22 protein-coding genes are annotated in these 19,798 nt (G+C 54.8%); 6 read left to right on the top strand and 16 right to left on the bottom strand.

Going from position 1 to position 19,798, the window contains the following annotated elements; genetic code table 11:
- Positions 1-4 precede the first annotated feature (4 nt).
- Positions 5-370, top strand: coding sequence for a helix-turn-helix domain-containing protein (locus tag ACQY5P_RS18865; protein WP_428408424.1), 366 nt, complete (start codon positions 5-7; stop codon positions 368-370).
- A 216-nt stretch (positions 371-586) separates the two neighbouring features.
- Here the strand turns inward: ACQY5P_RS18865 and ACQY5P_RS18860 are convergent, their stop codons facing one another.
- Together ACQY5P_RS18860 and ACQY5P_RS18855 are read right to left on the bottom strand one after the other, a co-directional pair.
- Positions 587-799: a GDCCVxC domain-containing (seleno)protein gene (locus ACQY5P_RS18860; protein WP_428408423.1), complete on the bottom strand. Its 213-nt coding sequence runs from the start codon at positions 797-799 to the stop codon at positions 587-589.
- The gene (locus tag ACQY5P_RS18855) at positions 796-1,170 is read right to left on the bottom strand and encodes a mercuric transporter MerT family protein (RefSeq protein ID WP_428408422.1); all 375 of its coding nucleotides are present in this window, start codon (positions 1,168-1,170) and stop codon (positions 796-798) included. Before ACQY5P_RS18855 ends, ACQY5P_RS18860 begins: the two co-directional genes overlap by 4 nt.
- A gap of 34 nt (positions 1,171-1,204) precedes the next feature.
- On the opposite strand from ACQY5P_RS18855, the gene ACQY5P_RS18850 reads away from it, so the two are divergent.
- The 5 genes from ACQY5P_RS18850 (at position 1,205) to arsC (ending at position 3,827) form a co-directional block, all read left to right on the top strand.
- Positions 1,205-1,603: a MerR family transcriptional regulator gene (locus ACQY5P_RS18850; RefSeq protein WP_428408421.1), complete on the top strand. Its 399-nt coding sequence runs from the start codon at positions 1,205-1,207 to the stop codon at positions 1,601-1,603.
- A gap of 304 nt (positions 1,604-1,907) precedes the next feature.
- Positions 1,908-2,480, top strand: a complete 573-nt coding sequence (locus ACQY5P_RS18845; protein WP_428408420.1) for a hypothetical protein — start codon at positions 1,908-1,910, stop codon at positions 2,478-2,480.
- A complete protein-coding gene (locus tag ACQY5P_RS18840) occupies positions 2,458-2,856 on the top strand; it encodes a MerR family transcriptional regulator (RefSeq protein ID WP_428408419.1) in 399 nt (132 codons plus the stop codon). The genes ACQY5P_RS18845 and ACQY5P_RS18840 overlap by 23 nt, the downstream gene beginning before the upstream one ends.
- Positions 2,844-3,068 carry a hypothetical protein gene (locus ACQY5P_RS18835; protein ID WP_428408418.1) on the top strand — a complete coding sequence of 75 codons (225 nt, stop codon included), beginning with the start codon at positions 2,844-2,846 and terminating at the stop codon, positions 3,066-3,068. The genes ACQY5P_RS18840 and ACQY5P_RS18835 overlap by 13 nt, the downstream gene beginning before the upstream one ends.
- A gap of 336 nt (positions 3,069-3,404) precedes the next feature.
- Positions 3,405-3,827: an arsenate reductase (glutaredoxin) gene (gene arsC, locus ACQY5P_RS18830; protein ID WP_428408417.1), complete on the top strand. Its 423-nt coding sequence runs from the start codon at positions 3,405-3,407 to the stop codon at positions 3,825-3,827.
- Positions 3,828-4,061: 234 nt separating this feature from the next.
- On the opposite strand, the gene ftsH is transcribed toward arsC, so the two are convergent.
- The 14 genes from ftsH to ACQY5P_RS18760 form a co-directional block, all read right to left on the bottom strand.
- Positions 4,062-5,894 (bottom strand): ATP-dependent zinc metalloprotease FtsH, encoded by a 1,833-nt coding sequence (gene ftsH, locus ACQY5P_RS18825; RefSeq protein ID WP_428408416.1) that lies wholly within the window; start codon positions 5,892-5,894, stop codon positions 4,062-4,064.
- A 114-nt stretch (positions 5,895-6,008) separates the two neighbouring features.
- On the bottom strand, positions 6,009-6,542 hold the full coding sequence (locus ACQY5P_RS18820; protein ID WP_428408415.1) for a DUF992 domain-containing protein: 534 nt from the start codon (positions 6,540-6,542) through the stop codon (positions 6,009-6,011).
- A gap of 84 nt (positions 6,543-6,626) precedes the next feature.
- On the bottom strand, positions 6,627-8,105 hold the full coding sequence (locus ACQY5P_RS18815; protein WP_428408414.1) for a DegQ family serine endoprotease: 1,479 nt from the start codon (positions 8,103-8,105) through the stop codon (positions 6,627-6,629).
- A 1-nt stretch (position 8,106) separates the two neighbouring features.
- Entirely contained in the window at positions 8,107-9,432 is a 1,326-nt protein-coding gene (locus tag ACQY5P_RS18810) for an MFS transporter (protein WP_428408413.1), read from the bottom strand.
- Between the two features lie 22 nt (positions 9,433-9,454).
- Positions 9,455-10,411 carry a CorA family divalent cation transporter gene (locus ACQY5P_RS18805; protein WP_428408412.1) on the bottom strand — a complete coding sequence of 319 codons (957 nt, stop codon included), beginning with the start codon at positions 10,409-10,411 and terminating at the stop codon, positions 9,455-9,457.
- Positions 10,408-10,599 carry a hypothetical protein gene (locus tag ACQY5P_RS18800; protein ID WP_428408411.1) on the bottom strand — a complete coding sequence of 64 codons (192 nt, stop codon included), beginning with the start codon at positions 10,597-10,599 and terminating at the stop codon, positions 10,408-10,410. The genes ACQY5P_RS18805 and ACQY5P_RS18800 overlap by 4 nt, the downstream gene beginning before the upstream one ends.
- A gap of 43 nt (positions 10,600-10,642) precedes the next feature.
- Positions 10,643-13,495 (bottom strand): ATP-dependent Clp protease ATP-binding subunit, encoded by a 2,853-nt coding sequence (locus tag ACQY5P_RS18795; protein ID WP_428408410.1) that lies wholly within the window; start codon positions 13,493-13,495, stop codon positions 10,643-10,645.
- Positions 13,496-13,504: 9 nt separating this feature from the next.
- Positions 13,505-14,347 carry an SDH family Clp fold serine proteinase gene (locus ACQY5P_RS18790; protein ID WP_428408409.1) on the bottom strand — a complete coding sequence of 281 codons (843 nt, stop codon included), beginning with the start codon at positions 14,345-14,347 and terminating at the stop codon, positions 13,505-13,507.
- Positions 14,338-14,886, bottom strand: coding sequence for a rhomboid family intramembrane serine protease (locus ACQY5P_RS18785; protein ID WP_428408408.1), 549 nt, complete (start codon positions 14,884-14,886; stop codon positions 14,338-14,340). The genes ACQY5P_RS18790 and ACQY5P_RS18785 overlap by 10 nt, the downstream gene beginning before the upstream one ends.
- Positions 14,887-15,089: 203 nt before the next feature.
- A complete protein-coding gene (nhaA, locus tag ACQY5P_RS18780; RefSeq protein WP_428408407.1) occupies positions 15,090-16,661 on the bottom strand; it encodes a Na+/H+ antiporter NhaA in 1,572 nt (523 codons plus the stop codon).
- Positions 16,662-16,690: 29 nt separating this feature from the next.
- Entirely contained in the window at positions 16,691-17,242 is a 552-nt protein-coding gene (locus ACQY5P_RS18775; RefSeq protein ID WP_428408406.1) for an NADH dehydrogenase ubiquinone Fe-S protein 4, read from the bottom strand.
- Positions 17,243-17,435: 193 nt separating this feature from the next.
- Positions 17,436-18,611: a cation:proton antiporter gene (locus ACQY5P_RS18770; RefSeq protein ID WP_428408405.1), complete on the bottom strand. Its 1,176-nt coding sequence runs from the start codon at positions 18,609-18,611 to the stop codon at positions 17,436-17,438.
- Positions 18,612-18,809: 198 nt separating this feature from the next.
- Positions 18,810-19,415 carry an HdeD family acid-resistance protein gene (locus tag ACQY5P_RS18765; protein WP_428408403.1) on the bottom strand — a complete coding sequence of 202 codons (606 nt, stop codon included), beginning with the start codon at positions 19,413-19,415 and terminating at the stop codon, positions 18,810-18,812.
- 43 nt (positions 19,416-19,458) lie between these two features.
- Positions 19,459-19,797: a DUF5335 family protein gene (locus ACQY5P_RS18760; protein WP_428408401.1), complete on the bottom strand. Its 339-nt coding sequence runs from the start codon at positions 19,795-19,797 to the stop codon at positions 19,459-19,461.
- Between the last annotated feature and the right edge of the window lies 1 nt (position 19,798).

Below are 19,798 nucleotides of genomic sequence, written 5' to 3'. Positions count from 1 at the left end.
TCCGATGGCCCGCACATTGAACGAGGTGATGAAATCCCTGCCGAAGGCGCGCCGGGCGAAAGTCGAGGCGCGCGCCGCAGAACTCATCGCCGAGGAAGCCTCGCTGCAGGATCTGCGCAAGGCCTTTGGCCTTACGCAGGTCACCATGGCGAAAAAGCTGAAAGTCGGTCAGGACACGGTTTCGCGCGTCGAGAAGCGCACCGACATGCTGCTTTCGACCCTTTCCGGTTATGTGGAGGCCATGGGCGGCGAATTGAACCTTGTGGCGGAGTTTCCCGACCGCCCGCCGGTTCGCCTGCAAATGCTCGAACCTTTAAAGAAGCGCGCGGCGCCGGCGCGGCGCAAAGCGGCGAAAGCCAAGCGAGTTTAACAGTTTCCATTTCGCACTGGCATTCGCCTTCGATACCGTCTTGCATTTAATACACACGCAAGACCCATCCAGAAAAACGAGCCGCTCATCATCATCATGATGATTGGAAAAGGAACTACCTCGCTCACAAAATTCGTTGAAAACAATATCGCGAGCGGCAGCCCCCATGACAAGAAGAAAGGCAACGGCTTGGCGGCATGATCGTTTCTCGTTGCGTCAACCACAACAGGCCTTCCCAGCCTGTATGGGCGGACACTTCACATCGCCATAGGAGCAGTAAACGCAGCAATCGCCCGGCTTCGGTTTCAGGATGGCGCCGCAGCCCTTGCAATCATAAAACCACTGGCATGCGTTGGTTGGCATCTCATCTGTAGACTGATGCCCGCATTGAGGACAGGTGATGGTGGATTTTGCGACGACGTCGCTCATTGGTTCACCCAGCGAAGCAATTGGGGTTCATAGAACGGCATGATGTAGGCGGCGACGATGAGCGCCACCGCAAGGGCGAGCATGATCGCAACGCGCTTGTCTGGCCGCCGCCCTCTCCAGAATGCCGCGACCATCGCCACGGCAAGAAGAACGATCGCCGCGCCCATAAAATAATGTTGAAACCGCGCAAAGAATGCGAGCTTGCCGACCAGCGCCGCGCTGACGCCAAGATTGATCAGGATGAGCGGCAATACGCAACACGACGCGCCGATCAGCGCCCCGAGGCCCGAAAGAGCCCCGCCGCCGGCGAACCATCCGCCTTTCCTGCGCGCTTTTGTTTTGTTCGGGTCTTCACCTGTCATGGCGTTCATCGTAACTTCTGTAGTCGCTACAGGATCAAGAGTGATGGACCAATTCAATCTGACAATCGGGAAGCTGAGCGATCAAACCGGCGTGAAGATCGAGACGATCCGCTATTACGAAAAAATCGGATTGATGCCGGCGCCGCCGCGGACGCAAAGCGGTCGCAGGCTGTATGACGGCGCCCTCGCCGACCGGCTCTCTTTCATCCGGCGCGGACGCGAACTCGGGTTTTCGCTCGATGACATCCGTGCGCTCCTGGGGCTTGAGGATCGAAAACCCACATGCGCAGAAGTCTTTGAAATCACCTCCGCGCATGTAGAAATGATCCGCACGAAGATATCGGATCTGAAAAAGCTCGAACGCACCCTTTCGACGGTCGCCAAAGGCTGCAGCCGCAACAGGACGCCCGATTGCGCGATCATCAAGATGCTGTTCTCTTAGCGCTATGCTTTCAATGCACGACATAGGACCGGCGCAGCTGTCGACAACAAATACCAGCAAAATAGGTAGTGCGGGGCGTCAATATTTGATTTTTCTGAATTTGCGAAAACATTGCGGAGGGGCCGAAGGAAACCGAGTATTGTTCGGATACTCGCAACCGAGTTTTTCAGTCTGAATGTCCCTTCGGGAAGACTATTTCCGTTAACAACGGTGGCATAGCCGCTTTTCAGTGCAAGACCATATTGACTTAAACTTTGGTTTAAGTGCTATCAGAAGGGCTATTCATTCAAAGTGGAGAAGCGCCATGAGTAGCCCAGCAAGCCCGAACCCCGTCGCCTGCTCGCTTTCGACAGCTGAGCAGCGCAAGGAAATTGCCAAATTCAACGCCGAGTTGGCCCCGCACGTCCTTAAGCGCGAAAAGCTTGAAGATGGCGCTCGCATCTTGTTCGAAGCCTCCCCCGGCGTAAAAGGAAGTCTCGAGAGGCTGGTTGAAATTGACAAAAGCTGCTGTGCATTCCTGACCCACGAGGTCGAGTCACACGCAGGCGTTCATATCTTGACCGTCCGTAGTCATGGCGAAGGGATCGTCTTGGCGCAGGACTTTATGAGTCAGCTTGCGCCGGGCAAACCAGGCTTTACTCCGCGGGCCGTCGTGCTGGCTGCGTTAGCCGGCGGTCTGGGATTGGCTTGCGCCGCGCCTTTCGTGCTGGCTCTATTGGGAGTAAGTGTGGCTGGACTTGGCTTGGGCGCGTTAGGCGTAGGACTAAGCGTGTTTGTTGGGCTGCTCGCGCTCTCAGGGATTGGATACTTGCTCATCCGTAACAAGAAGGAGGCGGCGCGCAGCGGGAGTGAAAATGCAAATAGGTGCGGTTGCTGAACTCCTTGGAATTACAAGCTCCGCGATCCGCTACTACGAGCGCAAAGGTTTAATTCAACCTGTTATGCGCGTAGGCGGTCGCCGGGAATTTGACAGCGAGGCGATTGCTACGCTTCGGTTCCTGAAACTCGCCCAAGCGGCTGGCTTTACGCTGAGCGAGACGCGCCAGCTATTGAATATTGGATTTGGAGATAATCGCCCGCAAAAAGACTGGTTGTCATTCTTGCACAAGAAAAGATCAGCCGTTCGCGAAAAAATGGAAGAGATAGAACATATGGATGCTCTGCTGGTGAAATTTGAAAGCTGCATGTGTCCAAGCCTCGAAGAGTGTATGGAGGCGGCAGGAAGGCACGACAAACCGACATGCGCGGCATGATCGAATATATGGGAATCGCCGCCGTGACCATCATGGTGATCGCCTATGCGCTAGAGCAACGCGACCCCGTATTTATTCTAATATTTGCGTTCGGATGCGCGCTTGCGGCGGTTTATGCTTGGCTGATCGGGTCGCTTCCCTTTTGGGCGGCAGAAGGCATATGGGCGCTAATCGCGTTGCATCGCTGGCGGCGAGCCATACGGCGGGGCTGATTTTCCCGCGCATTCAAACACCCAGAATTGGTTGGGAGTTTTGGGCAAAAAAACCTCCTGCGCAGAAGTCTTTGAAATCACCTCCGCGCATGTAGAGATGATCCGGACGAAGATATCGGATCTGAAAAAACTCGAACGCACTCTTTCAACGGTCTCCAAAGGATGCAGCCGCAACAGGACGCCCGATTGCGCGATCATCAAGATGCTGTTCTCTTAAAAATTATTGTTATTCGAACATATGAGTTAACTTGTGCGACGCACGTAAAGATTGTTAATCGCTCAAATATGCCGAAGGGCCGAAACAATGGCCATTTCGTGAGGCAAACAGGACTTCGAATGATCGTCATCCATCACAACCCAGATTGCGGAACGTCGCGGAATGTCCTCAGAATTATTGAAGCGGCCGGTTTTGAGCCCGTCATAATCGATTACTTGAAAGAAGGCTGGACGCGGCCACAGCTGCTAGGTCTGTTTGCCGCCGCCAACCTCACGCCGCGGCAAGCGCTGCGGGAAACCAAATCCCCCGCAGCGCAACTCGGCCTCTTAGATCAGAATGTGAGCGATGAGGCGCTCTTGTCGGCGATGATCGAACACCCGGTATTGGTTAACCGGCCAATCGTTTGTTCGCCGCGGGGCGTGCGACTTTGCAGGCCGAGCGAGACCGTGCTGGACCTTCTGGACAAGTGGCCCGCGGGCCCCTTCAAAAAAGAGGGCGGCGAGTTGGTCATCGACGAAAATGGCGCGCGCATCAACGCGTAAGCCAACTTTGCACCATCATCGGATAATCAGGAACAATGGCATGCCGACTCTTCAGATCGAAAGCGCCAGCGCCCCGTGCACATTGCAGGTCAGCTCCTGAAACTTCTCAACAGATTTGACAGGGCGCCGATTAACGATGCAGACGCGCAATATCTTTGCCCGGCAAAGCCATCCATTCGGCAAGTGTCGCCCCCCAGAAGGCCTTCGAGGTTGACGCCATCGAGAGCAGTTTCGTCAGACGGGTTCGCACGCTGATGTTATTGTTTCTTTCTTCAGACCTTTTGTAAGTTCAACAATATCATTTTCCGCAAGCGTTTCCTGTTGGAGAAGGGTCGCCGCAGCTTTTTCAAGGATCTCTCGGTTTTGACCGAGAATGCGCATCGTGCGTTCCGTTGCACGCGCAAGAATTTCCGCTATGGCTTTATCAATTTTCTGCGCGGTAATTTCGCTAATCTCCCGCTCCCTCCCGCGCTGCTGGTCAAGAAAGTTCGGCTGCCCCGACTCAAACGCCATATTGCCCAGCTCGTCATCCATGGCGTAACGCTCAACCATTGACCGGGCTATATCGGTCGCTTTGACAAGATCGTCCGAAGCGCCCGTAGAGAGATGTCCGAATATCAATTTTTCGGCAATTCTGCCGCCAAGCAGAACGCATATCTTGTTCTCGAGTTCTTCCTTGGTCATCAGAAAACGATCTTCGGTAGGGCGCTGCATTGTATATCCGAGCGCGCCTATTCCCCTCGGAATAATGGAGACCTTGTGAACGGGATCGATCCCGGGCAACGCCAGAGCCATGATCGCGTGCCCCGTTTCATGATGAGCTACAATTCGCCGTTCCTTTTCATTTAAGATTCTATTTTTCTTCTCCAAACCAGCTACAATTCGTTCAATAGCCGCGGTGAAATCATCTTTCGAGACTTCACTGGCCCGCCGGCGCGTGGCGAGTATCGCCGCCTCGTTGACCAGATTGGCGAGATCCGCGCCGCTAAAACCGGGCGTCATGGCCGCTATTTCGGCGAGGTCCGCATCACCTCCGAGCCTTATCTTCCTGGCGTGGACGCGCAATATCGCCTCTCTGCCCTTTTTATCCGGGCGGTCCACCAGCACCTGACGGTCAAACCGGCCAGCCCTTAAAAGCGCAGGATCCAGAATTTCCGGCCGGTTTGTCGCCGCCAGTATGACAATGCCTGAATTGGGGTCAAAACCGTCAAGTTCAGTCAGTAACTGGTTAAGCGTCTGCTCGCGCTCGTCATGCCCAGATATATTCATGGCCCCGCGCGCCCTGCCAAGAGCGTCAAGTTCATCGATAAAAATGATCGCCGGCGCGGCGGCCTTCGCCTGCTCGAACAAATCGCGCACGCGCGCAGCGCCGACGCCGACAAACATTTCAACGAATTCCGAACCGCTGATAGAGAAAAACGTAACGCCAGCCTCCCCGGCGACAGCTCGCGCCAAAAGCGTTTTCCCTGTACCGGGTGGACCTACAAGCAGCACGCCCTTGGGCACATGAGCACCGAGACGGCCATACTCATCGGGGTTTTTCAGAAAGTCGACAATTTCCTTCAATTCATACTTGGCTTCATCGACTCCGGCGACATCATCGAAATTTACTCCAGTCTCTTTCTCTACAAAGATCTTCGCGCGCGATTTCCCGATCGACATGAAACCGCCCATGCCGTGCTTTTCAGCAATCTTTCTGAAAACAAGCATCCAGAGTGCGAAAAAGATGAATATAGGAATTGTCCAGGATAAAAGATCCCGTAAGAAAGTATTTTCTACAGCGCCTTCGATTTCAACGTCGTATTGGCTCAATGTTCGCGCCAAATCCGGCTCGACACGAGCCACGACAAAACGCGTGTGATTGTCCACCGGCTCGCGGAACTGCCCGGACATCACTCTATCGCTGACGACAACCCTTTCAATCCGGCCATCCTGCGCATATTCCTCAAACTTCGAATAAGTAAGCGGCAAAACGGAGCGCGTGGCTGCAAGAAAATTCTGAGCAACAATCACGGCAAGCAGTGCGATAGCGACATACCATAGATTGGCCTGTGTTTCTTTGTTCATTCTTGCACCTGCATACTTCCATTTCTGGGATGTGTAGAAGGAGCGGCGTGGTCTTTGTGAGACAGAAAACGCCACGGCGACTTGCCCACTTGGGCAAGTCGCGGCAGTCACAACTTACTGCGTCAACTCTAAATAGAGAATGTTACGGGCGATATTTCTACTTTCCTGCCCTTCAATGGGCCGCGGTTCAAGAGCGAAAGTATTGGCTTCCCCGCCCACTAGCGTATTCGGCTTCAGTTCGTATTCATCAGTAATCTTCTTCCATGCCCGCGCATATCGACCAGTCAGTGAAAGCTTTTCATCCATGACTTCATCATCGCGCTTCAGATAAAGCACCGTCCAGGCAATGCGGTCTCCTGCTTCAAAAGCTCCGAGCACGTCCAATTTGCTGACCCGTCCATGAAAGCGTCTCATAACATCGTGGCGCGGGTCGGCAAAAAAATCGCAGCGCAGCTTTTTTTCCTCAGAAACAGCTAATCGGATGTCACCGCGAACTTCGCATTCCAGAACGCCGTATACATCGAGATTTTCATATAATTCTGCGCCGTTTGCAGCGTTAGATACGCCTGCGGCAAGCATGAGGGCGCAGAACGCAAAAACATAGCGCACAGGCTTCATCAAATCGGGGCAAACGCAAAGCGTGGTCATCTCATTTCTCCTATTTTCAGCCGCCCGTCCGGCATTGAAAGCCGAAACGAGGCATCCTTCTATGCACAACGAAATGTAAGCTCTCTACCTTATTACGAGGAATAATCGCATTCCGGCGCGCTCAATTGAGAGCGCGATCGCACCGCGGACATCTTTCGTGACTTGCCGGAATTCCTCCACCGATTTGACCTGGCGGCGATTAACCCCGCGGATAATATCCCCGGGCCTAAGGCCGGCGCCCCAGGCGGGGCTTCCTTGCGCCACATTCGCTACATAAACCCCGTCGCGCCCGCCGGCGGAGTCCACATTAGCTGGTATGTCCGTGAGAGCCGCGCCCGCCAATTGCGGAAGGGTCTGGTCGCCGGAAATGCTTTGTTGCGGCGCCTCTTCAATCTGCACTCGCGCGGTTCTTTCCTTACCGTCGCGCAGATAGGTCAAGGAGACGGTGGCGCCGCGCTCAGTTAAACCGACTTTGTTGCGGAGATCGGCAGAGCTTTCGACTTCGGCTCCATTGAAGGCCGTAATCACATCGCCCGCCTCAAGGCCCGCTTTGTCAGCCGGTGACTTTTCCTCGACTTGAGAAACCACAGCCCCACGTGAGACCGGCAGGTCTAGCGCCTCAGCCAATTCTGGCGTCACATCCTGGATCACAACGCCGATGCGGCCCCGGCGCACTTCGCCATGTTCTAAAAGCTGATCCATGACAGAGCGGGCCATATTGGCGGGAACAGCAAAACCGATGCCTACATTGCCGCCGCCTGGTGCAATAATGGCCGTATTCACACCAATGAGTTCACCCTTCGTATTGATTAGAGCGCCACCTGAGTTGCCGGGGTTTATAGGCGCATCCGTTTGTATGAAATCTTCATATCGCTCGGCGCCGATGCCGGACCGGCCTGTCGCGCTAACAATTCCGGACGTCACCGTTTGCCCCAGGCCAAAAGGGTTTCCGATCGCAACAACAAAATCGCCGACAAAAACGTCATCGGAATCTCCAAGAGGCAGTTTTGATAGTTTGCCGCGATCATGTTCGACCTCGATTAACGCAATATCCGTGGCTGCATCGCTTCCGATGAGCTTTGCCGTCAATCTGCGTTGATCCTTTAACGTCACCACAATCTCATCAGCGCCGTCAACAACGTGATGATTAGTGAGAATATACCCCTTATCCGCGTCGACAATGACGCCGGACCCGGCGCTCATACGCTTTTGCTCCGGCATTTGGTCCGGCAATTCAAAAAACCGCCTGAAAAACGGGTCGCGAAACAACGGATTTTCATCCACCGGAATAGTAGATGAAACGGAGATGTTGACGACGGCGTCTGTCGTCTGCTGCAGCAGCGGCGCCAATGTAATAACGCCCCGCTTCGGATCGCGCTCAAACAAACCGTCAATACGGCCTTCCGAAAAAGCTTCGGAAGACATTTTGAGATTTCCGTCCACACTCGCCTGCGATGCCGTTTTCACCTCAGGCTGCGCCGAAATCTGCCCCGCTGCAAAACCAACGCTTCCCGAAACAATTAAAGCGCTTGCCGCTAATACGGCGTATATGCTCTTTTTCATTTTACTTCTCCTGCTGTCGCGGTGTCGCCGGCAAAACTGCTGAAGGCGACGTTCTAGGATCTAACCCCAAGCCGATATGACTTGTCGGCTGGTTGAAATAAAACTTTTCCTTGACGTCGGCTTTTGACGTCCTGCGCATCGCAAGTCGAATGAGCATAAAGACCGCGCCAATCCCTAGAAGTGTAATTAAACTCATCGATAGACCGGCTGGGCCCCACCGATTTACGCCGAGGCCAAGCAGAATTGGGCCGCTCATAGCGCCCAAAGCATAAAGTACGATCATTGTCGACACGGCGCTCAACATGGCCGGCGCGGCTATGCGGTCTGCGATCTGGGCCGTAAAGACACTGTAGGCGGGGATTGTCGCGGCGCCAAGCAAGCCGCCTAAGATCATTCGGGCGGTTCCATTTTGCGAAGGCAACATATGAACGCCCCCTACTGCTATTGCAGCAGAGACGAACAGTGCGAATCCAACCAAACGCCGATCAACATGATCGGACAACACGCCGATCGGCCATTGCGCGACAAGTCCGCCGCTAATGAAGGCGAAGAGCCATATCGCCACATAATTTTCCGAGAAACCAAGCAGTGACAGTTGAACCGGCGCGACCGCCGCAAGACCATTGGTTACTGCAGCAAAGATAGCACAGCCTGCAATAGCGGCCGGCGCCGTGACAAAAATCTGCGAAGCTTTCATCCGGTTTGCCGTAAGGTCGAGCGGCGCCTCCTGCCGGCCGAGCAAAACAGGCAAAAGCGCTATAGAAAACAGAATTGAAACAATGTTGAAAAGTCTAAACTCGGAAACTGGCGCAATTACGATAAGAAGCTGCCCGAGAGCGAATGAAAAGAGAAAAATGACGCCGTATAGCGCAAGTATTCTTCCCCTGGTCTGTGTGGTTGCAATTGCATTTAACCAGCTTTCGGCGATAATGATGACAGCAGCGAAGAGCGCGCCGTGAACGAAGCGTAAAACGAACCAATAAAGGGGCGACACATGAAGCGCCGCCATCAGTACGATTGCTGAAATGAGCGAAGCAAGCGCTGCGAAGCTTCTCGTCATCCCCAGCCGCATAATAAGTTTCGGCGTCATATATGAAGCAAAGATGTAGCCGGCAAAAAAAAGGGATGACAAGGCTCCGACTTCAACGGCGTTGAATCCCTCCTGATGCGCCCTCAGCGACATCAGCGTCGCATAAAGGCTGTTTCCAAGCACTAAAATCCCCAGCCCCGCCAGCAAAGACCCGGCGCGCGAAGTCGCAACACCGAGGACCGACGCCCCGGCGGAGGGATCTGCCCTTTCATGCGAGACTGCCGCAAGCTTATTCATTAGCCATTAGTCCTGTTGCAAATCAGAGCCACCGCCAGCGTTTAGCCAGAATGAGCGGCGCTACAGACGATGCAAGCATTGCCAAAACAGCGATTGGAAACCCAAGTTCATGCTGGAGGCCCGGCATTTGGCTAAAGTTCATGCCATAAATGCTAGCCAGCAACGTTGGCGGGAGAAACAAGATTGAAATTATCGACAGGAGCTTGATTGTATCGTTTTGACGTTCATTGATCAGCCCTTGCGCCGCCTGCAGAAGGAAGCCCAGATTAGCCGTTATGAAGTTCGTATGCTCTTGAAGAGAGCGGCAATCGCGAGCGACCGATTTCCACATTTTGTCAGTTGCAAGAGGAAACCTGTCCATGGGCAATGAGTTTATAAATGATAATGCACGCTCTAGTTCAATAAGACTTTCCTGCACAAGCGCGGCTTTAATTTGATGCAACCCGATGCTCCGCACAACATCGCTCAGACTCGTGACAGGTTTTTTCTTTTCAACCAGTAGCTGCTCGGAAATCGTATTGACATTCGTCTGAGTCTCCTCGATCACATCTGCAGCTCTTTCAATAATGACATTCAGAAGTTCTGACAGTATCGCAGAGGGTTTTTTTTTGTGATAATCGTCAGTCCACTGGTTGCGGAATGCATTAAATGCGCGGGAGTCGCGGTCGCGCAACGTAACCAGCCGATCCCGCTTGAGGATGAAAGTGGCCGGCGTGAGTTGCGGCCTTCCGGCCTCAACATCAATTATATGGCTTAACGTAATGAACGCCACATCATCGTGTGCGAACAGCCGGCTCGTCGCCTCTATTTCCGAAACCTGGTCCCGGCTCGGAATTGCCGTCTCAAGCAACGCCTCCAGCGCACTGACCTCTTCGCTTGTCGGGGCGACGGCATCCAGCCAGGACGCCGCCTGGAGCTGCGCAGACGCCTTCGCCGGATTTTCAATCGAATGCGGCTTGTTCAAAAACGCCGTAATCATTTTTTTTCTTCTGTCCTGAGCTTTAACTCTTTGTCGGGAATCCGCTCGGCCTTGTCTGCGACTGGCGCGCCTTTCCCTGGCGCTTGCGTTCGGGGAACAATGGGCACTGGCCCGCTGCCCCAAGGATTAAATCCTTCGCGGAGGCAGTAGGCGATGAAGAGATCAAGGTTCTGATTATCCCAAATCATTCACTGCCTCCTGCAAGTATACTCGCGGCATTCCGGCGAAATGTCAGGTAGCGGATGCGGACGGTCGCTCCCCTTCCTCGCACTGGCCTGAGTCTGCCTTGGCTGGCGTGGAATCGCCCTCTTCCCCAGTTCCGGATTCATCTGCGCGCGACAGCGTATTTGCTTTGGACTTTTCCGGAGGTTGTTTGTCAAACTGAACGCGCTGCTCTTCGGTGTCCCATCTTGCAATAATGCAGTCGTTTTCTTTAATTTCATCGGCAAGCATTGCGCGCGCCAGTTCGGTTTCCAGCTCGGTGCGAATAAGCCGCCGTAATTCGCGGGCGCCGAACTCCGGTCGAAATCCGACGGCCGCAAAGTGATCGACCAACAATGGATCAATCTCAAGCTCAACGCCCTGGCCATGGGCCGTACGTTTGACGCGTTCAAGCTGAAGCCCGACGATAGCTTTGATTTCTGATCTGCTGAGCGCCTGGAAGACAATGATCTCATCGATGCGATTGATAAATTCGGGACGGAAATGCCCCTTCAGCACATCCATTAATTCTCGTTTCAGTTTGTCCTTATCCTCGTCCCGGGTGCCGCGCAACTTCAGATTACGTTGTATAATGTCGGATCCCAGATTGCTGGTGGCGATGATGGTTGTATTGGTGAAATCAATGACGCGCCCTTTTCCATCCGTGAGGCGCCCGTCGTCGAAAACCTGCAGGAGAATATTATAGACGTCAGGATGAGCCTTCTCGATTTCGTCGAGCAGGATGACGCTATATGGCCGACGGCGCACGCGCTCGGTCAACTGCCCGCCTTCGTCATATCCCACATAGCCTGGCGGGGCGCCGATCAGACGCGCAACTGCGTGACGCTCCATATATTCCGACATGTCCATTCTGATCATGGCGTCCTCATCGCCATAAACGACTTCGGCCAGCGCCTTGGCGAGTTCGGTTTTGCCGACGCCGGTCGGCCCCAGGAACAAAAATGTAGCGACGGGTTTCCGTCCTTCGCGCAACCCCGCGCGCGCGAGACGAACGGCGTCGCTGACGGCTTTGACAGCTTCTTCCTGACCGATCACCCGCTCATGGAGCCGCTCTTCCATTTTGACCAGTTTTTCGCGCTCTTCCGTGGTCAACTCGTCAACCGGCACGCCCGTCAGTTTTGAGACAATCTGCGCAATATGTTCGGCCAGAACCTCGGCCGTCGCGGAAGCGCGCGCACGTTTCCACGCATCGCTGGCCTCATTTAACTGCTTTTCTTTCTCTTCATATTCAGCTTTGAGTTCAGAGGCGCGATCGAACTGCTTGCGAGAGGCCGCATAGTCCTGTTCGCGCTTGAGCTGCTGGACTTCCGCTTCCAGTTCCTGAACATCAACAGGCCGCGCCGTAGCGGAAATTTTCACGCGCGCAGCGGCCTGATCGAGAAGGTCGATCGCTTTATCCGGCAGAAATCTTCCGGAAATATAACGATCCGACAATTCTGCTGCGGCTATAATCGCTTCATCCGTGAGGGTGACCTTGTGATGAGCTTCAAGCGTGTCGCGTAAGCCGCGCAGGATCATTACGGTCTGAGCGACAGTAGGTTCGGGAACGAATACAGGCTGGAAACGCCGCTCCAGCGCCGCGTCTTTTTCAATGTGCTTTTGATATTCGTTGAGTGTCGTCGCGCCGATAAGATTCAGCTCGCCGCGCGCCAGCGCCGGCTTGAAAACATTTGCAATATCCAAGCCGCCTTCTCCGCCTCCCTGCCCGGCTCCGACAATGGTGTGAATCTCGTCAATGAACAGAACCAGTTCGTCCTGTTCTTCGGTCACTTCTTTAAGAATCTGCTGTACGCGCTCTTCGAACTCGCCGCGATATTTGGAACCCGCAACCATGGAGTTCACATTGAGTTCGACCAGGCGCTTGTCCCGGAGCGCTTCGGGCACCTCGCCCGCCGCTATACGCTGTGCAAGCCCTTCGACTATCGCCGTCTTGCCGACGCCGGGCTCGCCGATTAGAACTGGATTGTTCTTTTTCCGTCTCGCCAAGACTTCAATCGTGGTTTCTATCTCCTTCGCACGGCCGATCACGGGATCGAGTTTCCCGTCTTTGGCAAGCTTGGTCAGATCCCGTGAATACTTGTCGAGATTAGGCGTTGATGTCGGCGCCTCGACATCGCCGCTTTCGGCCCCGCCGCCAACCACCTTGGTTGTTTTCTGGCGCAGCGACGGCGGCGTGAGGCCGTAACGTTTCAGCATATCCGCCGCTAGTCCTTCGCCTTCTTCGGCTAGCCCGATCAGCAGATGTTCCGGCCCCACATAGGCATGCCCCATATCGCGCGATACGGCGAAAGCGCGCGCTAGAGCGTCTTTGATGCGTGGTGAAACGCCCATCTCGGTGCTTTCGCCTTCCTTCTCCTCGCGCTCCTCGCGCGGGCTTTCCTTTTCCAACTGGCGTTTGAGATCGTCAGAAGAAATTTTGAACTGATCCAAAATCGTCGAAACCACATCGCTTTCGGTCAGCGCATAGAGCAAGTGTTCCGTATCGACTTCCTTGCGCCCCCAGTTCGCCGCCGTATTCGCTGCATTCTGGAGAATTTTTTCGGCCTGCTCGCTCAACTTCCCGGCGACACCGCCTCCTCTGGAAGCGCTGCGCCGGCCCATTGCCTCGCCTGCTCCCGCATCGGGGGTCTGCATGCCGCTTCTCAGCGGCGAGCCGAAGAAATCGTCGTTGAAAAATTCCTCGAAGAGGCTTCCACGCCGCCCGAAGAGCGATTCCAGCGGCGACACGCTGCGCGATTGCCGCCGGGCGAGCCTCGTATAATGAGCGTCGCACAATTCCATTTGTTGCTGCCGGCCATTGCTCGAAACTTGAGCGCGTACTGTCGCCGGAGCGCCGCAGATATCACATTTTCCGTTCGCCATATTCGCCTCCTATTTATTGATCGACGCTTCCGCCGCCGGTTCTCTCTGCCGGGGCCCCGGCAAATATTCGACCCCGCCGGTCGTCCTGACCGGTTGCGGGTAAAGGGTCATGAGTTCCATCACTTCATTCGGCATGTCGGTGACAACCGGCAATCCGAGAGCGAGCGCTTCATCGGGTGAAATCGGATAGTCATGCGTCCACACGCCCGTCGCCAGTTTTTCCGCAACGCGTCGCGCCTCTTCCTCACTCATACGATCCTTCAGGAACTGCGTAGCGGCCTCGACGATCTGCTTTATGGCCTTGCGCCCCAGATCCGCCATAGCGACGGTGCTGTCCTCAATTTCAGCAATTGGCTTATCTTCGAGCACCTTCAGAAGGGAAGCAGCCGCTATGTTGCCGATTTGCGGATCGATCGGGCCGAGCACCGAATGTTTGCACATGACGATTTCATCCGCAGCAAGCGCAATGAGCGTCCCGCCCGACATTGCATAATGCGGAACGAACACGGTGACTTTGCCCTTATGATCCTCGATCGCCCTAGCGATCTGCAAGGCGGCGAGCACCAGGCCGCCCGGCGTATGCAACACGATGTCGAGAGGCATCTCCGGATCCGTCAAGTGGATTGCCCGCAAGACCTCCTCCGAATCGTTGATATCGATATAACGCATCAGCGGAAAGCCAAGCATCCGCATGGTTTCCTGCCTGTGTACTAGCAGAATTACGCGCGATCCGCGTTTTTTCTCTATTTGCGCAATCTTTTTCGCGCGCATCGCATTCAGATATCGTTGCTGAAACACCGGCTGCAGCGCCGAAATGATAAAAACAAGCCAGATGAGATCGGTTACCGCCACACGCCGCCTCCACGAAACCGCCCGCCGTCCGGAAAAAATCCGTAAACGCCTTCGTCGCTGAAAAACCGTCGATAGGCGGGAGCAGGCCGGCGCATGACAGGCGTTAAAAGCCAGCCCGCCGCGAAGCCTCCCAAATGCGCCCACCACGCGACGCCGCCTGCATCAGGCGGCAACATTAGCGACGCTATGCCGGGAATAATCTGCATGATAATCCAGATCGCCGCAAAACCAGCCGCTGATATTTCAAAAAAGAATGGAAAAATAAGAACGGGAACGACCATGACCAGTCGTGACATTGGGAACATGCGCACATAAGCGCCGATCACGCCGGAAATGGCGCCGGATGCGCCAAGGGCGGGGATCTGCGACGCTGGATTGAGGGCCGCATGCGCCAATGACGCGAAAAATGCGGTAAGCAGATAATAGGTGAGAAATTTTCGGGCGCCGAAGCGATCTTCAACGGCGGGTCCAAATACCCACAGAGCCCACATATTAAAAAGCAAATGGATGACGCCGCCATGGAGAAAGGCGTTCGTCAAAAATGGATAATAATCAAGCAGGCCTGCGGAGCCGGACTCTCGATTAAAAAAATGAGCAGGGATAAGAGCAAAACGTGAAAGAAATAGATCAAGCTGCCCAGGCGCCAGCGCGGCTTGCGCCATGAATATCATAACATTTAAGGCAATAAGCATCCAGGTAACCCAGGGCTCATTGCGTTTCGCCACAACGTCTCCAAACGGCATCATGACACAGCCTCACTCGAAGAGTTTAAAGTGGCGATATCTCGACGCGCGGCGCGATCGCGATATTCAATGCCGACGCGGCCCCGGTCTTGACGCGTCGGAGCATCTCCGCTTTGCGTATGTTTTTTCTTGAAAGAGAGGCAGGCAAACCCCAGTAACCCCGCAAGGGCCGATCCGATGATGACGCCGAGTTTGCCGGCCGAGGCTTCAAGCGCACTGCCGCCGTGATGCGCATAGGCCTGCCCAATCATTTCCGCGCTCGCCGCCGCGTGGCCAACGCCTTGCCCACCGCCGTGACCGGCGCCGAACGCCAATGAAATAATGAACACTGACATGGTGAAACCAATGCCGCCAAGAAAACTGACACCCAGCAAATGTCGCCATGACATCCCGTCCGGCAGGGCGAATATCCGGCTACGAACCGCGAGCCAGGTGGCTAGAAATATCCCGGCGGGTTTTCCGATCGCGAGGCCGGCGATCACCGCAACCGATACCGGGTGGATTGCAAGTTCCAGCAAGGAATGATCTTGTGATTGCAGGGCGACGCCGGCATTCGCGAAAATGAAGATCGGTACGATGATGTAGGCGACCCACGGATGAAGTCCGTTTTCCAGGCGCTGCAATGGCGTTTGAACCTCTACCGCCATTTTCTCCAGGGTGGAGAATTGCGCCTGTTGAGCCTGGGTCGAATGAGATCGCGGTTCATAATCTCCCAGACTGCTCTCGAATCCATTAAGAACCTCCCGCGCTCGTTCGACAAAGACAGTCGGTTCGAGACGCCGAAAAGCCGGAATGAAAAAAGCGCAAAGTAATCCGGCGATAGTCGGATGGATTCCCGATTCCAGTACAGCGCCCCAGACCAGCAAAGATAAGACGGCGTATACGGAAATGTTCCGGAAGCCGAGAAGGTTACAAAACATCATGGCGGCGAGCAGACCGCAGACCGTGACAAGGGAGGGATAATTGAGCGCGCCGGAATAGAAAAACGCAATAATAAGGGTCGCCGCGACATCATCGGCGATAGCGAAGGTCGTCAGAAACACTTTCGCCGACAAAGGAACGCGGTCGCGGAAAGCCGCCAGCAAGCCGATAGCAAAGGCCGTATCGGTCGCCGCCGGAATCGCCCAGCCGCGAAGCGCTTCGCCGCCGCCGCTGTAAACGACGACCGCTAAATAAACGAAGGCCGGCGCCGCGATCCCGCCCATCGCCGCGATCAAAGGTACTAGCGCCTTGCGGGAATTTGAAAGTTCGCCAGCTAATAGCTCGCGTTTTAATTCGAGCCCGATGACGAAGAAAAAGAGCGCCATCAAGGCGTCATTTATCCACAGGAGAAGCGGTTTATTAAATTGACTGGACCCGAAACCGACGCTGACGGGAGTCTGCCAGAGACTAAAATACGCGCTCGCCCATGGCGAATTTGACCACAGTAATGCAGCAAGTACAGCGATGATCAGGATTATGGCACTCAAATATTGGACACGCCGAAACCGTCTCGCCGGCGATAATAATTGCATGACGATCGGCGATATCGTTTTTGCGGTCCCGAATTTGCTTTTTTGTGCGAGCAACACCAGAAGACCCCCTCAAGCTAGACGTATCCTTATCGAAGACTGACGCCGATCCACGCCGGAGGATCACTCGCTGGAAAAGATTCCAGATCGGCTTCAATTACCGGATCGGGTTTGTTCTCGGCTCCTGATGCTTCGGCGTCGTCTCCTGTCACAAATTGCCATGGCGAAGGATGCGTAACAGGTCGCGCCGCCGTCGATAAAAGCCTTTTTCGTAATTCCTGCTGGTAATCGCGAGCCGCAGGCTTTCCGCTCTGCTCTATGATGCGATAACGCCACCCACGCGATTCAGCGAACTCGACGGCGCTCTCAAGATCAGGAAATTTTAAGGAGAGACTGCTATATGGATCAGCCGAACTCGTCCACCCCATCAGAGGTTCAGTCGTGCGCGCCTTCCAGGGCTCGAAAACCAGCTCCCAGCTTTTGGAGAATCGCAGCCCTGCCCGGCCTGGCGCCGCCCGTACACGGCGGATGATCGCCGGCGGCAAATCAAAGGCGGGAGAATGGGAGCCAGGCGTTTTCGGGATCCCGCGCTGATCGTTTCGCAATGGTTCATCTTTACGCAAATCGTGTTCGCCAACCATGTTCCAGCCTCCTTTGCACCGGACGCACGGCAATCGGGACCAGCTCGTTGCTGGTCTGCCTAATAATTCTCAATGAATTCGCCTCACCCGTAGAGACGAATAACGCAACTGGAAAGTTCACCTGCCGCTAAAGGATGCTCTTCCACACCAGCCATATCCGCAGCCCGGACCTGGCAGCGGGAAATGCTCCAAGCTACTCCTCCACGCCATCCGGCATGGCGCTGTGCGGCCGCCTCAAGCCAATCAACACGGGCGCTACAAACATACTTGCGCCGATAGCCAAGAAGAGCGGCTGGCCAAATTCCTCTGTCAAAGCGCCATTCGCCATCCCCAGTGTAACAAGCAAGAGGCCGAATTCGCCGCCATGGGCCAATATTGTAGCGCTGCGCGAGGCAACGGAAAACTCCCGGCGGTCCCAATACACAAGAGCGGCCACCGCAAGCCATTTCAGCCCAATAATAAGCCCCAGCCAACCCAAAACCTGAAGCGGGGCTTCCAAAACTTTAAGCAAATCCAGTTTCGCGCCAATCGTGACGAAGAATATCCCAACCAACAGATCGCGAAAGGGCCGAATTTCCTTTTCAACGGCGTGTCGGGCATCGCTCTCTCCAATCACCATCCCGGCGATGAAGGCGCCGATCGCTGGCGACAGTCCCGCCTCCTGCGCGCCGAAAGCCGCCGCAATGGCGATGAACAAGGCCGACAGCTGCAGCACATCGCTCTCAAGTTCTCTCGACAGCCAAGCCGACACAGGCCGCATTGCAATCCGGGCCGCAGCCAGAGCAACAATAAGCACGCCAACGCCCAAAGTTAAGTCGATTAAGGAACGCGTTACGGAAACGCCGCCCGCGGCCGCGCCGATAAATATCAAAAAAACCACCGTCGCCAGATCCTGAAACAGCAAAATAGCGACGGCGATGCGTCCATGATCAGTCGCCAGCTCCCTTTGTTCGGCGAGTTGCTTGAGGCACAACGCCGTCGATGACATTGCAACCGCGCCGCCGACAATGATCGCGGTTGCCCAAGAGAGATCAAAAAACGCCTTGACCAAAGCGGCGACCAACACCGTGACAACAAAGACTTGCTGAAAGCCAAGGCCGAATATTGCGCGCCGCAACTCGATGATTCGTGCGAACGAAAACTCGATGCCAAGCATGAACAAAAGAAAAATAACGCCAACCTCAGCGATTTGCGATAGTCCCTCGCTTTCAGTAATGAGACCGAGACCTGACGGCCCCACCACAAGACCGGCGGCGAGATAGCCGAGAATGCTCGGAAGGCGAAATTTTGTTAAGATCAACACCGCCGCAAAGGCGGCGCCGATGAGCACGAACGCGACTTCCAGAAATGACGCTTCTTCGCCAAACATCTCCGATCCTCCGAAAGATCACTTTCTTTTATGATGCCTTCGGAGAAAAGACGTCCGACGCGGCCTGCCAAATCCTATTAGTACAAATGGCATCAAAATGGGAGGCCTCGAGATTGTTATGCTTTTAAGCGACCGCGTTTGAATGGATTTCCATTTCATGCGCAACAGCCATACCGGGTTCGAAGTATTGCTGTCTGCCTATAAGGTTCGGTGCAGCTGTCTAAGCTTCAGCCCCAACAGGATCATCATAAGGCCAAACAAAAATGCATAAGCGCCCAGAAGCCAGCCCAGCGCCAGCACCCCGCCGGCCGGATTGGTCAGGACAAACCAGACAACAACAGCACCGAGGAAAATAGACAATAACCCTGCGGCGCCAAGCATCAATTCGCCTTTCATTACATGGCGCAAATGCATCGCAGCCAGAAGCATCGCCACACCGGTCGAAACGGACCAGAATGCTATCATGCTCCAAAGGAACACAGAGAACACGACGGCGGCAAGCAATGGGTAGATTACGACCACGGCTCCCGTCACAATGCCTGCCAGGCCAGCCAGTATAAGCCAGGACCAGCGTTTTCCTTTTTGAATTTTTCGTATTCCCGCAATAACACTGAAGACGCCGTCGGCAAAAGCAAAGGCGCCAAAAACAATGGCGAAAGCGACAACCGCCCCGACCGGCATGAACCAGACAAACGCCGCCAAAACAAACGCGAGCACGCCGCGGAGTAAAAATGTCCACCAGTTCTGTGCGAGGCCGGCAAGGTCGATGACGACTTCTGTTGCGATTACTGTAGGTCCGGTCATGAATTCCCCCTCCTGTTATCCGCGGCCGCGCCCGCCTGCGCGGTCACTTGGGCGCCGGCAGCATCAGCGGATCGGAAAATCTTACGATCTGCTCGCGGCCTTCGCCGTCGCCAATATGAATAGCTTCAATAGCGCCGTTTTGATATGCGATGTCGACCTTCCTGGGCGAGCGGATAAGATGGTCCAGCCCTTCCAAGGCAACCTCGATCAGATTGTCTTTCGGGTCATAGACGATCCCATAGATCGCAGCCTGTTTTGTCTGAATCTGATCGCCAATATCGAGACCGGCGACTTCAACCGTCGCCCTCTTGCCTTCCAGAACTTTGGAAAGCCGTTCCAGGAAAGGACGCCATTCATTTTGACCTAGCTGCTCGGTCTTCATC

It is taken from the genome of Hyphococcus sp., assembly GCF_965267305.1.
Lineage (GTDB): Bacteria > Pseudomonadota > Alphaproteobacteria > Caulobacterales > Parvularculaceae > Hyphococcus.
This window is presented reverse-complemented; position numbering and strand designations above follow the sequence as displayed.

Excerpts from the sequence above, each read along its gene's own strand:
- ftsH (WP_428408416.1), bottom strand. The coding sequence starts at position 5,894 with ATGAACAAAGAAACACAGGCCAATCTATGGTATGTCGCTATCGCACTG.
- ACQY5P_RS18850 (WP_428408421.1), top strand. The coding sequence starts at position 1,205 with ATGGACCAATTCAATCTGACAATCGGGAAGCTGAGCGATCAAACCGGC.
- ACQY5P_RS18840 (WP_428408419.1), top strand. The coding sequence starts at position 2,458 with ATGCAAATAGGTGCGGTTGCTGAACTCCTTGGAATTACAAGCTCCGCG.
- ACQY5P_RS18775 (WP_428408406.1), bottom strand. The coding sequence starts at position 17,242 with ATGGTTGGCGAACACGATTTGCGTAAAGATGAACCATTGCGAAACGAT.
- ACQY5P_RS18770 (WP_428408405.1), bottom strand. The coding sequence starts at position 18,611 with ATGTTTGGCGAAGAAGCGTCATTTCTGGAAGTCGCGTTCGTGCTCATC.
- ACQY5P_RS18855 (WP_428408422.1), bottom strand. The coding sequence starts at position 1,170 with ATGAACGCCATGACAGGTGAAGACCCGAACAAAACAAAAGCGCGCAGG.
- ACQY5P_RS18820 (WP_428408415.1), bottom strand. The coding sequence starts at position 6,542 with ATGACCACGCTTTGCGTTTGCCCCGATTTGATGAAGCCTGTGCGCTAT.
- ACQY5P_RS18860 (WP_428408423.1), bottom strand. The coding sequence starts at position 799 with ATGAGCGACGTCGTCGCAAAATCCACCATCACCTGTCCTCAATGCGGG.
- ACQY5P_RS18810 (WP_428408413.1), bottom strand. The coding sequence starts at position 9,432 with ATGAATAAGCTTGCGGCAGTCTCGCATGAAAGGGCAGATCCCTCCGCC.
- ACQY5P_RS18795 (WP_428408410.1), bottom strand. The coding sequence starts at position 13,495 with ATGGCGAACGGAAAATGTGATATCTGCGGCGCTCCGGCGACAGTACGC.
- ACQY5P_RS18835 (WP_428408418.1), top strand. The coding sequence starts at position 2,844 with ATGCGCGGCATGATCGAATATATGGGAATCGCCGCCGTGACCATCATG.
- ACQY5P_RS18805 (WP_428408412.1), bottom strand. The coding sequence starts at position 10,411 with ATGATTACGGCGTTTTTGAACAAGCCGCATTCGATTGAAAATCCGGCG.
- ACQY5P_RS18765 (WP_428408403.1), bottom strand. The coding sequence starts at position 19,415 with ATGACCGGACCTACAGTAATCGCAACAGAAGTCGTCATCGACCTTGCC.
- ACQY5P_RS18760 (WP_428408401.1), bottom strand. The coding sequence starts at position 19,797 with ATGAAGACCGAGCAGCTAGGTCAAAATGAATGGCGTCCTTTCCTGGAA.
- arsC (WP_428408417.1), top strand. The coding sequence starts at position 3,405 with ATGATCGTCATCCATCACAACCCAGATTGCGGAACGTCGCGGAATGTC.
- ACQY5P_RS18815 (WP_428408414.1), bottom strand. The coding sequence starts at position 8,105 with ATGAAAAAGAGCATATACGCCGTATTAGCGGCAAGCGCTTTAATTGTT.
- ACQY5P_RS18845 (WP_428408420.1), top strand. The coding sequence starts at position 1,908 with ATGAGTAGCCCAGCAAGCCCGAACCCCGTCGCCTGCTCGCTTTCGACA.
- ACQY5P_RS18800 (WP_428408411.1), bottom strand. The coding sequence starts at position 10,599 with ATGATTTGGGATAATCAGAACCTTGATCTCTTCATCGCCTACTGCCTC.
- ACQY5P_RS18865 (WP_428408424.1), top strand. The coding sequence starts at position 5 with ATGGCCCGCACATTGAACGAGGTGATGAAATCCCTGCCGAAGGCGCGC.